At 71.6% G+C, this 12534-nt stretch carries 10 protein-coding genes; 5 read left to right on the top strand and 5 right to left on the bottom strand.

The window, feature by feature from the left end:
• A complete protein-coding gene (locus CDO81_RS24540; RefSeq protein WP_088485890.1) occupies positions 1–849 on the bottom strand; it encodes a PEP-CTERM sorting domain-containing protein in 849 nt (282 codons plus the stop codon).
• Positions 850–974: 125 nt separating this feature from the next.
• Between CDO81_RS24540 and CDO81_RS24535 the strand changes: the two genes are divergently transcribed.
• Positions 975–3590 (top strand): winged helix-turn-helix domain-containing protein, encoded by a 2616-nt coding sequence (locus tag CDO81_RS24535; RefSeq protein WP_088485889.1) that lies wholly within the window; start codon positions 975–977, stop codon positions 3588–3590.
• A 45-nt stretch (positions 3591–3635) separates the two neighbouring features.
• Here CDO81_RS24535 and CDO81_RS24530 read toward each other — a convergent pair whose 3' ends face one another.
• On the bottom strand, positions 3636–4316 hold the full coding sequence (locus tag CDO81_RS24530; protein ID WP_158218416.1) for a hemerythrin domain-containing protein: 681 nt from the start codon (positions 4314–4316) through the stop codon (positions 3636–3638).
• 208 nt (positions 4317–4524) lie between these two features.
• Between CDO81_RS24530 and CDO81_RS24525 the strand changes: the two genes are divergently transcribed.
• The 4 genes from CDO81_RS24525 (at position 4525) to CDO81_RS24510 (ending at position 8027) form a co-directional block, all read left to right on the top strand.
• Positions 4525–5361 (top strand): SRPBCC family protein, encoded by an 837-nt coding sequence (locus CDO81_RS24525; RefSeq protein ID WP_144397393.1) that lies wholly within the window; start codon positions 4525–4527, stop codon positions 5359–5361.
• Positions 5358–5882: a c-type cytochrome gene (locus CDO81_RS24520; RefSeq protein ID WP_088485886.1), complete on the top strand. Its 525-nt coding sequence runs from the start codon at positions 5358–5360 to the stop codon at positions 5880–5882. The genes CDO81_RS24525 and CDO81_RS24520 overlap by 4 nt, the downstream gene beginning before the upstream one ends.
• A 41-nt stretch (positions 5883–5923) precedes the next feature.
• The gene (locus CDO81_RS24515; protein ID WP_088485885.1) at positions 5924–6352 is read left to right on the top strand and encodes a hypothetical protein; all 429 of its coding nucleotides are present in this window, start codon (positions 5924–5926) and stop codon (positions 6350–6352) included.
• A gap of 688 nt (positions 6353–7040) precedes the next feature.
• Positions 7041–8027, top strand: a complete 987-nt coding sequence (locus tag CDO81_RS24510; protein ID WP_088485884.1) for a GGDEF domain-containing protein — start codon at positions 7041–7043, stop codon at positions 8025–8027.
• A gap of 242 nt (positions 8028–8269) precedes the next feature.
• Here the strand turns inward: CDO81_RS24510 and CDO81_RS24505 are convergent, their stop codons facing one another.
• The 3 genes from CDO81_RS24505 to CDO81_RS24495 form a co-directional block, all read right to left on the bottom strand.
• Positions 8270–9766 (bottom strand): PepSY-associated TM helix domain-containing protein, encoded by a 1497-nt coding sequence (locus CDO81_RS24505; protein WP_088485883.1) that lies wholly within the window; start codon positions 9764–9766, stop codon positions 8270–8272.
• Positions 9767–9768: 2 nt separating this feature from the next.
• A complete protein-coding gene (locus CDO81_RS24500; RefSeq protein WP_088485882.1) occupies positions 9769–11934 on the bottom strand; it encodes a TonB-dependent receptor in 2166 nt (721 codons plus the stop codon).
• 75 nt (positions 11935–12009) lie between these two features.
• Positions 12010–12531: a YcnI family copper-binding membrane protein gene (locus tag CDO81_RS24495; RefSeq protein ID WP_088485881.1), complete on the bottom strand. Its 522-nt coding sequence runs from the start codon at positions 12529–12531 to the stop codon at positions 12010–12012.
• Positions 12532–12534 lie beyond the last annotated feature (3 nt).

The raw sequence follows: 12534 nt of genomic DNA, 5'->3' as shown, positions 1-12534 counted from the left end.
TCAGCGCACCCGGCGGCGCTGCGCCAGCAGGCCGAGCCAGCCCAGGCCGGCGCCGATCAGGGCCCAACTGCCCGGTTCGGGCACCGCCGCCACGGCGCCCCACTGGATGGTGTGCCCGTCGGTGGCGAGGCCATTGGCGGCCGTGAAGCCGTAGTACACCGGCAGGCCCACCAGCCCCAGCGCGGCGAAGTCCACACCGGCCTGCACGCTGAAGCTGCCGACGTCGGGGTTCCAGATCGTGCCGGTCAGGGTGCCGGCGTGGTCTGCCAGGCCGGAAGGCGTGTAGTCGAACGTCGCGATCAACGCGTAGTTGCCATTGCGGATGGCGTCTCCCAGCCCGGTCTCGGTGTAGGCCACCGGCGTGGTCACGCCCTGCGTGAGGATCTGCAGGCTGGGCGAGACCGGCTCGCCGTCGAAGTGGAAGGTGTCGATCGCCAACGCCAGGCTGCGCGAAGACAGGCCCTCATAGCCGAGCCCGGAGCCGGTGCCGCCCACGCCGGTGGCATCGGCCAGCACGAAGGTCAGGCCGTCGCCGCGCACCTCGTCGGGGTTGTTGTGGATGTTGAAGGCGAAGCGGAAGCTGAACGCGGTGTTGAAGTCCAGCAGCAGCGTCTGCGGCGCCCAGCCGGCACCGGCCGAGCCGCCGACCGTGGCCTGGGTCAGGTTCAGCGTGCTGTAGGTGAAGCCGTTGCCGGGCGTCAGGTTCTGGGCGCTGGCGCTGCCGTAGAGCGTCCAGGCGGGGAAGTTGGGGCTCTGGCCAGGGTCGAGCAGGTCCACGCCCTGCTGGGCATGGGCCGCGCAGGCGCTGGCAGCGAAGACGAGGGGCAGCAGGAGGCGGGTGAGTGACATGGCGGTTCTCCCATCAAGGTGGCCGCAGTCTCTGAACCAACCGTTAGGCAAGCGTTCGTCCATCGTTTGCTCAAGGGGGGCAAAAGCCCCGCAAGCAGGGGGGTGCGTGCCTATCATTCGAGGCCATGGCACTCGCCCACACCAAAACCCGAGCCCCGCGGCCGCGGGCCGGCTTGCTGTTGCCGCGCCCGGCCTTGCTGGCCCGCTTTCATGAAGCCCTGCAGACCCACCGGGCGCTGCTGCTGTGTGCCCCGGCCGGTTACGGCAAGACGGCGCTGCTGACCCAGGCCCTGGCCGAACTGGGTGACGACACCGCCGTGGCCTGGGTGGCGCTCGACGAGGGCGACGACCTCGGGCGCCTGCTGGACTGCCTGTTCACGGCTTTCGAGCCCTACGACCCCCCCTGGCGCACGGCGCCCGAGGGCCTGCGCGATGCGGCGCTGCGCGGTGGCGCCGAGCTGATCACCGCGGCGGATGCGATGGCCAACGCGCTGGAGGCTTGCGAAGTCGCCCACGGCCTGATCGTGCTGGACGATGCCCACCATCTGGTGGACACCGCCTCACTGCAGTTCCTCGACCGCTGGCTCGCGCGCATGGGCGAGCGCTGGCGGCTGGTGCTGTCGGCCCGCCATGAGCCGGCGCTGCGCGTGGCCCGGCTGCGGGCCACCGGCGACCTGGCTGACCTCGGGCCCGAGCAGCTGGCCCTGGCGCCGGCCGAGGTCACGCAGCTCGCTCACGCCGCCGGCCTGGGCGACGAGGCCGCGGCCGAGCTGTATGCGCGCAGCCAGGGCTGGGCGGCCGGCCTGCGGCTGGCGTTGGGGCTGTCGCAGCGGGACGCGCTGCCCGCGGCCATCGACCGTGCCACCTTTGACTACCTGGCCGCCGAGGTGCTGGACCGGCTGGACGCCGAGCTGCGCGACTTCCTGCTGCGCACCAGCGTGCTGCACGAACTGGACGTGGCCCGCTGCCAGGCCCTGGGGGAGGGCGCGATGGTGGCGACCTTCCTGGCCGAGATCGAGCGGCTGTCGCTGTTCGTGACGGTGGTCGACCTGTCGCCCCACACGCTGCGCCTGCACCAGCTCTTCCGCGACATGCTGCAGCTGCGCTTGCGCCAGACCCAGCCCGAGCTGCACCGCGAGCTGCTGGAGCGCGCTGCGGTGTTGGAGAGCGACGCCCAGCGCCGCCATGGCCTGCTGATGGCCGCCGGCCGGCCCGACCGTGCGGCGGAGCTGCTGCTGGCCGATGCCGGCATGCTGATCAACCAGCTCGGCGCCCAGGGGTTGCTCGACCTGGCGGGGCGCTTCGATGCGGACTTTGCCGAGGTCAGCCCCGAGCTGCACCGCGTCAAGGCCGTGGCGCTGTGGACGCTGTGGGAAGCGGAGCGGGCCGAGTACCACCTGGGCCGCGCGGAGCTGCTGTTCCAGGCGCGGGGTGACACGGCTGCGCTGCGGGTGGCGCGCGCCCACCTGGCCGTGCTGCTGATCGCGCAGGGCCGGCTCACGCAGGCGGCGGCCATCCTGCAGGCGCTGGACCCCTTCGATGGTGAAAGCCGGCTCAGTGGCGAAGCCCGCCGCGTGGTGCTGCTGGCGCGCTGCTGGCATGCCTTGGAGAGCTGCCGCTTCGATGCGGTGGCGCCGCTCTTCGAGGCGCAGCTCGCCGAGTTGCTCAAGCATCCGACCGTGGAAGCCTGGTACACCGGCGTGCCGCCGCCGCGCCAGATCAGCTGCCGCGGCATGGCTGCGCCCATGGAGCGCTGGTTCCGCGGCGCGATGCAGGTGGTGGGCGACCGCCCGCTGCCGCTGGGGGTGATGGGCTACATGGCGCGGGCCTGGAGTCTCTTCTGGCAGGGCGAGCTGGCCGAGTGCGAGCAGCATCTCGCGCGTGCCGAGGCCGATGCCGCCTGGTTTGGCCGGCTGGTCATCGCCCGCAACCATGGCCAGGCGCTGCATGCGATGTTGGACCTGGTGCATGGCCGCCACGAGTCTGCGGTGGCCTTGATGCGGCTGCGCCTGGCCGAGCACGTGCCGGGCTATGGCCGCTGGGGCCTGTGGCACGGCATCTTCTTCTGCTCGCGCATGGCTGCGGCCTGTGGCGAGGTGGCGCTGCTGGATGAAGGCCTGGCGCGCCTGGTGCGCGAGGGCGCCGAACTGCCCGACCTGACCGCCCCGCACCGCCGCGACCCGCTGGCCGGCCTGCGGGCGCGCCAGGCCGAACTGGCGGGCCGCCGCGCTGAGGCGATTGCGCTGTGGCGGGCCTTGCTCGCCGAGGGTGAATCCGCCGACCTGCTCGGCCAGCGCGCCGAGGCGCAGCTGCGTCTGGCCGGCGCGCTGCTGGATGATGGCCAGCCCGCCCAGGCCGCCGAGGCGCTGGCACCCGCGCTGGCCGAGCACGACCCCGGCGGCCTGCTGTGGGACGTGCCGCTGATGCGGCGCATGGCCGCGCACGACTGGGGCGGCCTGCTCGACGCGGCGGCGCTGGCCCGGCTGCGCAGTTGGGTGGAGGCCCTGGCGCCGCTGGCCGCGGGCACCGGGGAGTCGGCCGCACTGGCGGCGGACGACCGGCTGTCGCAACGCGAGGCCGAGGTCATCGCCCAGATCGCGGCGGGTGCGAGCAACAAGCACATCGCCCGCGCGCTGGACCTGAGCCCGCACACCGTCAAGCGGCATGTGGCCAACATCCTCGACAAGCTGGGCTTGAACTCACGCGGCGAGGCCGCCGCGTGGTGGAACCGGCAGCGCTGAACGGGCCTTTGGCGCGCCTGGCAGGCCCGCCTGGCGCCGCTGCCGTCAGGCCTCCACGAGGCCCGGCACGCTGGCCTGGCCCATCGCCCGGCTGAGCTTGCCCCAGGCGGCATCGTTCAGCAGCGCGCGGGCCGAGGCCATCACCGGCGCCTGCACCTCGGGCGGCAGGCCGCCGATCACCTCGGCGCGCTCGGCCGGCGCCAGCGCCGGGATCATCCAGCGCAGGATCTCGCTCATCTCCTGCGGGCCGACGCTGGCCAGGATGCGGCCGTGCAGCGCGTGCAGCTCCTCGTCGGTGTAGGCCGCCCACAGCGCCTGGTTGTGGCGGCTCTCCTCCACGGCCATGTGCTCGAAGTTGTGGGCCACGAAGGTGGCAAAGCGGCGGTACAGGCGCTGGGCGGCGGCGGCCGACGGCATCACGCGCAGGGCGGCAGCTTCGGCGCGCAGCGTGCCGATGCTGTCCAGATGCTCCTCGTGCTCCGCCTCGATGGCTGCGCTGGCGCCGGCGCGCCGGGCTTCGATGGCCGGATGCACGAAGCGGTTCTCCTTCTCGACGTGATGCTGGGCGGCATCCAGCACGGCATCGAGCTGGCCGAGGGTGGCGGCGATGTCCAGCGGGTCGGCGGGGTCCAGGCTGCTGAGCTGGCGCAGCGTCTCGCACATCGCCAGGCGCAGGGCCTTGTGGATGTGGGCATACAGGTCGACGCGGTGGGTGGGGGTGGTCATGGGAATCTCCTTGAAGCCGGCGCGAGGGGTCGAAGTGAAGGGGGCCGGATGCCGGGCAGTGTTCCGTCCGGGCGGGTGCGCGCCATCGCTCTGACGGGCCAGGGCCGGTGGGCCACGGGGGTGACGAGGGTCATGGCTCTTCAGCCCCGGGGGCGCTGGCCCGTCCGGGCGATGTGGGCCAGCCGGCCGCTCGGCACAGTGCCGTCCCATGCCCCGCCTTGCCTGTGCCCTCTTGCTGCTCGCCGTCGCCCTGCCGGTGCGGGCTACGCTGCCTGAGCGGCTGGCCGACACCGGCTTCGGCGGCCCGGGCCTGCGGAGCTTCGAGCCGCGATTTCCGCTGTGGTCCGACGGCGCGGCCAAGCAGCGCTGGATCGCCCTGCCGCCTGGCACCACGGTCGACGCCAGCCGGGCTGACGCGTGGCGCTTCCCGGCCGGCACCCGGCTGTGGAAGACCTTCAGCGTGGACGGCCACCCGGTCGAGACCCGGCATCTGGTGGTCCAGGCCGATGGCCGCGTCGAGGCCGCCACCTATGTCTGGCACGACGGCCAGGCCCGCCGCGCGCCTGACCGCGGTGCCGTGCTGACGCTGCCCGGCGGGCGCCGCTACGAGCTGCCGTCGGTGGGCGACTGCATGGCCTGCCATGCCGGCGCGCGCAGCCCGGTGCTGGGCTTTGCCGCCCTGCAGCTCGGCCCCGCCGTGCCCGCCCTGGTGCGCGAGGGCGTCATCGCACCGGCCCCGGCCGCCTGGCGCGAGCAGGGGCCGGACTTCCTGGCCGCCACGCCCGCCGAGCAGGCCGCCCGCGGCTATCTGCACGGCAACTGTGGCCACTGCCATTTCGACGGTGGCGTGCCGGTGCCGCTGCGGCTCGCGCTGGACGCGGGCCAGCCGCCCGCGCCGGTGGACGGCGCCGCCGTGCTGCGCCGCGCGGGCACCCGCAACCCCTACCAGCAGATGCCGCCGCTCGGCACCCGCGAGATCGACGCCCAGGGCCTGGCTGTGTTGGCCCGCCACTTCAACCTCAACCCCCCGGAGAAAAGCCCATGAAGGCCATCCTGCCCCTGCTCATCCTGGTTGCCGCGACAGCCCAGGCCAGTGACCGCATCGAACGCGGCCGCTACCTCGTCAACACCAGCGGCTGCGCCGACTGCCACACGCCGCTCAAGATGGGCGCCAACGGCCCCGAGCCCGACATGGCCCGTCACCTGTCCGGCCATCCGCAGGGCTTCACCGTGACCGCGCCGGCCACGCCACCCGGTGAGCCCTGGATGGTGCTGATCGCGCAGACCGGCACGGCCTATTCGGGCCCCTGGGGCGTGAGCTTCTCCGCCAACCTCACGTCCGACCCCGACACGGGCCTGGGCCGCTGGAGCGAGAGCGACTTCGTGCAGACCATCCGCACCGGCCGCCATCTGGGCCGCGGCCGCCCGGTGCTGCCGCCCATGCCGATCCCGGTCTACAACCACATGACCGACGACGACCTCAAGGCCGTGTTCGCCTACCTGCAGACCCTGCCCCCGACGCGCAACAAGGTGCCCGACCCGCTGCCGCCGGCCGGCGTGCGCTGAACGGCTTCGCCCTTCTTGCCTCCATCCATCAGGACACTCCCATGTCACTCATCACCCCCGCCCGCCTGGGCCTCCTGTCCGCCCTGTGCCTCGTGGCCGCCGCCGTCATCACCTTCGGTGAGGAAGCCCATGCCGCCACCGCGCCCTGTGACGACACCGCCGCCCTGCAGCAACGACTCAACGATTTCGATGCCCACTGGAACGCCAGCGACGCCTGGGGCCTGACCGCGCAGTTCGCCCCCGAAGGCAGCCTGGGCGCCGACGCCCCCGCCGGCCGCCAGGCCGTCTACCGTGAACTCGTGGAGCGACTCGGCCGCTCCACCACCAAGCGCCAGACGCGCGTGGTGCGGGCCACGGCGGTGGGCGCCGCGTGCCTGGTGGACGTGCAGGTGAAGAGCGGCGAGCGCAGCGAGCCGGGGCTCTTCCTGCTGGCGGCCTCGCGAGACGGTGGCATCGTCGCCATGCGCTGAAGCGCACGCAGCCGCGCAAAGGAAAGCCCCGCCCGGCATGAGCCGGTCGGGGCGAAAGAGCGCCTCACGCCGCCCGGGACACCCCGAGACGGGGCGTGGGGCTGCGGCGTTCATCACAGCGCAGGCGGCCTGGCAGGCGACACCGGGAGGTGACGCAGTCGGGCCCGAACTTGGTGCTTCTCGTGGTCGCGGGCGGTTCGCGTTCCGCCTCGCCAGGGGCCGCAACGTTGCCGGGGGCCATGCACTGGTGACGGGCTGAATCATCGTCGTGCCCGAGCGTGAACGATGCCGCGATCAGGCGGGGTCAGCCGGGCCTTTTTTCGTCAGTGGTGCGCTGGCTGCGCGTCGGCGCAGACCTGATGTTCGAGCGACTCGAACAGGGCGGGCGCGGACGGGATTCGGAGTCGACAGAGAGCCCGGCGGTGGGCCGCTATCCACGATTGCCGGGCTGGCATTGCCGCTTGGCGGATGGAGAGCTTGTACGCGTGGTGGCTGTGGAGCGATGGCGGCGACTTCTTGCAATCGGTTGAGCGCCGGTTGAAAGCTCTTCAGCAGACTGGATGCAGAGTGAGCATGCCTTCTCTCGCGTGCATATTCCCGGTAGGTGGCGTTGCCTGGCGCACGGGCCACTTCTGCGCCTTGGGGGCTGGATGAAACTCCTGCCGTTTTGGCTTGTCGCGTCTCGGTCATGCAGGTTGTTCTTCAGGCTTTCCAACGACTGTTCGCAATGCCCAAGGCGGACGACACCTGGGCAAGGCGTGCCGCGCGTACCGTTCTGGAAGTGACCCTGGTCCTGCTGGGCTTCACCTCGCTGTCCTTCCTGGTGTCGCATTTGGACTTCGAGGATGTGACGGCCCGTACCGTGGTCGCCATCGTTGTGGGCAGCGCCTATGCCGCCCTGTACACGGCAGTTGTTCTGCGTCATTCCCGAATGCCGCAGGCCTGGTCGAGCGTGGCGCTCCTCGTGCTTGAGTTGGCGATGCTTGCCATCCTGCTTCCCTTCCTTGTCGGGCTGAGCCATCTTGTCGTGCCCAAGAGGTTCCTGGATCTGTTCGTGGGCACTACCAATGAGACCGCCTGGGGAATACTGGTCTTCCTCGCGGTCGTGCTTTTCGCCAGCAGGGGGTGGGGAAGATACGTCGGTCGCTCTGCGCGGATTGCAGCGGCAAACGAGACCAGTCGGGTTTATGAGCGCCTCGCGCACGAAGACGTCCTGACAGGCCTGCCCAACAGGCGCCGATTCGAGCAGGATGCGACCGCTTGGCTGAGCGAGAGCGCAGCAGGAGGCGGCGGTGTCTCGCTACTGATGATCGACGTCAACCGCTTCAAGTTCATCAACGACACGTATACGCACAACATCGGCGACGAGGTGCTGAAGGGTATCGCCGAGGTCTTGAGGTCGAACGTCCGCAAGACAGACTTGGCTGCACGGCTCGCCGGTGACGAGTTTGTCGTGGTACTGCGAGACGCAGATGAGGGCTTCGCGCGTCAGATGGCTCAGCGCCTGATGGATGCGGTCAGCCGCCGGGACTGGTCGACGATCGCAGCGGGCTTGCCCGTTTCCATCAGCGTGGGGTACGCGACCGCGGCCAAGGGAGAGGCGCTGGTCGACCTGATGCTCAGAAGCGACCAGCAGATGTATGCGATCAAGCAGGCGGGCCGGACTGCCAGCTGAGTTCCGAACAGCACTGTGCCGCGCAGCGGTCATTCGGGCGGGCTGTGCGTGAACTACCCACCGAGCGGCCGATGTCGGAGTCAAAGCCGACAGGCAAGCCGGCCCCGCAGCCGTCTGCTTGATGGGGCTGAACAATCGTCGCTGAGGCCCTGAGCCGCGAACGGCTCCCATCAGCCTTCCGCGGTCCTCTGTCCCCACCCGCAGCGCCCCGCTCCGCCCGCCCACATCGCGCCTGAAGGCAGTTACCGCCGCCCAGCCACTGGCCGCCGCGTGACCTTGTGCCTCAACCTTCGCCAGCCCAGCACCACCCCGGTCAGTGACAGCGCCAGGCCGGCGAGGCTGAAGCCCAGCATCCAGAGGTCCCACATGGGTCGGGCGTTGAGCAACACCGGCAGGTCGAAGCTGTGCAGGAAGGCGAAGAGCCAGCGCTCGGCACGCTGCGGGCGGTTGGTGAGCTGCACCAGGCTCCCGGTGGCAGGGTCGAGCACGGCTTCATGGGCGGCGGGGTCGTCGAAGCGAAGGCGCAGCGCGGGCAGCGGGCGTTCGCGGTGGCCGGTCATGGTGTGCGACTCGCGGGCGTAGTAGTGCGCGTCGTAGGCCTGCAGCCATTCGCGGCTGATGATGCGGGCCTGCGGCAGCAGGCGTGCGGCGGCCTGTTCGAGCGTGGCCTCGAATAGTGGGGGGAGGCGCCGGCCGGAGGCATCGACGAGGAAGCTGGCGCCCGCGGTCTGAACCAGCACGACCGGCTGGCCCGCCACACGGCGCCATTCCAGCAGGCGCGGGGCCTGGCCGTCGGCGCTCAGTTGCGCCAGCACGTGGGCCGCGGCAGGCGCATCGTCCGCGCGCAGCGGGCCGCCGGCGAAGGCGATGCGGTCGGGCTTGGCCCCGTTGGCCGTGAAGAGCTTCCACGGGTTCATGGAGAACAGGCCGCTGAGCACCCAGGTCAGTGCCAGCAGGCCGCCCGTCAGGCCCACGAGGTGGTGCCAGCGCATCAGGCCCGCGCGGTAGGGCGAGCGCGAGCCCGTCTTGTAAGGCGTGCCGAAGCGCCAGCGCCACACGCCGACCACGCTGCCGCTCAGGGCCAGCACGCCACCGGCGATGGCCAGCCAGATGACGATGTCGGTCCACCAGGCGTCGAGTGCACCGCCGCGGAAGACATAGAGCCAGTGCAGCCAGGCGCCCACCCAGCCCCAGGTGCGTTCGGTGCGGCTGGCATCGCGCACCACCTCGCCGGTGCGGCTGCTGACGTAGAGCCAGCGGCCGTCGGGCTCGTCCACCGCGACGACCTGCAGCGGCCGGTGGGCGTCGAGCGCGCGGGAGTGGGTCCAGGCGTCCTCCTGCACCTCGCCGAGCCAGTGCACGGGGGCACCGCCGGCGAACTCGGCGGCACTGGCCACCGCGGCGCTCGCGTCGGTTGGTGGCACACGCCGGCCGCTGCGTGCATCGACGGCAGCCGCAGCCTTGCGGCCGTCGCCGAACACATAACGCAGCTCGCCGCCGATGCGCATCAGCCGCCACTGAGTCGGCTCGCGCAGGCCGGAGGCCGCGAGCGCCTCGGCCAGCGGCACGCAGCAGTCGGGCCCGGCGGTCAGCACGGCCTGGCCCTGCAATTGCTCGGCGGGCGTGAGCTTGGGGTAGCCCACATAGAGCATGACCATGCCCGACAGGAACCACAGCGCCATCACCAGCGCCAGCGTGATGCCGGCCCAGCGGTGCAGCAGGTAGAGCAGCCGCTTCATGATCAGAAGCGCCAGTCGAGCGCGCCACTGAGGCTGCGCGGTGCGCCGAGGTAGGGCAGGCTGGTGCTGAGGCTGGCCACGTAGCGGGCATCCGTCGCGTTGTCCACGCGCAGCCGGGCGGTGAGCTGGGGCGTGATGCGCAGCGTGAGGTTGAACCCCAGCAGGTCATAGGCGCCGTCCCACACGGTGTTGGCGGTGTTGGCATAACGGCGGCCGACGTGGCGCCAGTCCGCCCCCATCGTGAGGGCGTCGTTCACCCGCCAGTCGGCGCTGGCGCCCAGCACGACGGCCGGCACATTGGCCGGGCGGTTGCCGGCGCGCGAGACGGTCGCCGTGCCCACGGTCTCGACGAAGGTGTCGTACTGCGCCTGGGTGTAGCTGGCCTGGGCGGCCAGCGTCCAGGCGGCCGTCGGGCGCCATCGCGTGTTGAGCTCCACGCCACGGCTGCTCTGCGCGCCGACCGGGATGACCTGGGTGCGGTCGTTGGGGTCGGTGATGGCGAGGTTCCTGCGCGTGATGTCGTAGGCCGCCAGCGTCGCCCAGCCTCGGCCGGCATCGAAGCCCCATTTGCTGCCCACCTCGACCTGGCGGCCGGTGGTGAGGTCGAAGTTGCGCAGTGCCGAGAAGCCGGCCGTGGCCAGCACGCCCGACGGCGGGTCGGCGGCGGTGCTGGCCTGGGCGTAGACCTGCCAGTCGGCGCCGAGGTCCTTCACCAGCCCAAGCCGGCCCGTGACGGGCGAGAAGCGCGTGGTGAACAGCGCCGGGTTGGTGGCCGTGACCGCGCGGTGGTTGCGCACGTCCAGCGCGATGCGATCGGCCCGCAGCGCGCTGACCACCGACCAGCCACCGCCCAGCACCGTGCGGTTCTCCAGGAAGAGCGCAAAGCTGCGCAGCAGGTTGGTGGCGCCCGGTGTGTAGGTGCGCGTGATGCCGGGCGTCTGCAGGAAGTAGCGGTCGGCCGGCGCGTAGGGTGAGGTGGTGTCGAAGGGGCCGGCGACCGACAGCGGGAAACGCGTCTGCTCATTGAAGCTCCAGTCCCAGCCGGCGGCGAAATCGGAGCGCAGGCCGGCTAGGGTGGTGCTGTGGCTGGCCTCCAGGCGGCTGCCGGTCACGTGCTGGTCGTGGCGCTGCAGCAGGGCGCTGCTGCGCTCGACCGCGGTGTTGCCGGCCTTGAAGGTGTAGACCTCGACGTTGTCGTAGTCGCGCAGGGCGTTGTAGTGATAGAGGGTGTGGGTCAGGCGCGTCGCGGGCGAGACGGTCCATTCGAGGATGGATCGCGCCCAGTCGACGTCCTGCTCGTAGCGGCCGTCCACCACGTTGTAGTTCACGCCAAAGGTGCCGGGGTCGAAGCGCAGCTGGCCGCTCGCGCTGCCGTCGGCGGCGCGCAGCATCGGCGTGCCCCAGTAAGGCTGCAGCACCTTCTCGTGCTGGCGCTCCAGCGCCAGGGTGTGCACCAGGCCGGCCGTCAGCGGTGCGCGCCAGGAGGCGCTGGCCTGCCAGGCGCTGCGGTCGCGGCCTTGCGTCCACAGGGCGCCCTCGCTGCGGTTGAGTTCCACGCGCAGCACCTGGTCGGCCACGGTGCGCTGCCAGCTGCCGGCCAACTGCGCGCGGTCGCCCAGGCCGGTGTAAAGCCGTGTGATGTCACCGCTGGTGTCGGCCACCTTGGTGATGACGTTGATCGTGCCGCCGACGGCGCCCGAGCCGTTCAGGAAGCTCGACGGTCCGCCGATGGCTTCCAGCCGCTCGACGATCCAGCTGTCCACCGGCCGGGCGGCGATGGCGTCGTACTGCACGCTGATGCCGTTGTAGAGCTGGGCCAGCGAGCCCGACCCGAAGCCGCGGTAGAACACGCTGCCGGCCGAGCCGGGCGGGTCGGAGAACACGACGCCGGGCACGCCCTTGAGCAGGTCTTGCGTGGTGGCGGCGCCGCGGGCCTCGATGGCCTCGCGGTCGATGACGGTGACGCTGGCCGGCGTCTGCTGCAGCGTCAGCCCCAGTCGCGAGTTGCTGCCGGCCGCCGTGGCCAGGCCGCTGGCGGTACCGGTGACGGAGACGCGCTCCAGGGTGGTGGTGTCCGTCTGGGCGGCGGCCGGCAGGGCCAGCAGGCAGGCGAGGGGGACCAGCGCCAGGGCCGGTTGGCGGGCGCGGGAGGGGGTCAGGTGTGTCATGGCAGAGGTGGCCACGGCTCCGCTGGCCGGTGCGCCGCAAGGCGCGGCCGGCGAGAGGGCTCGTGGCGATTCAGGTCAGTGGTGGGGTTGCGACGCGGCGGGTTGCACGACCAGCTTCACGGCCGGTGCGCGTGGCTTCGGGTTGGCGGCGCTGGGCTTCTCGGCCCAGTGCCACTCGCCCTCGGTGCAGGTCTGGCGCACGGCGAAGAACAGCTCGCCCGGCTCGGCCGGCAGGCTGGCGCGCACGACGAATTCGTCGTACCAGGCGTCGGGCAGGGCATCGGCCGGCGTGTTGGCCGTCCAGCGCACCTCGGCGAGTTCGTCGGCGACGGTCTTGCCGTGGCTCTCGTAGGGCGCCTTGAGCGGCCGGCGCGTGGTGGTCAGCGTCCAGCCGGGTTTGGGCATGGGCTTGGCGCCGCGCAGGCCGTCCGGCAGCGTGATGGTGATGGCCGTGGTGGCTGCGCCGTCACAGCCGTGGCCGACCTTGAAGGTGGCGCGGTAGCTGCTGCCGGCGGGCGCCGCGGGCTGGTCGAGCGTGATGTGGGCGTGGGCGATGCCGCTGAACAGTGCAGTCAGGAGCAGGGCGGTCTTGGTCATGGC

Source organism: Roseateles puraquae, from assembly GCF_002205845.1.
GTDB classification, from domain to species: Bacteria; Pseudomonadota; Gammaproteobacteria; order Burkholderiales; family Burkholderiaceae_C; genus Pelomonas; species Pelomonas puraquae.
This window is presented reverse-complemented; position numbering and strand designations above follow the sequence as displayed.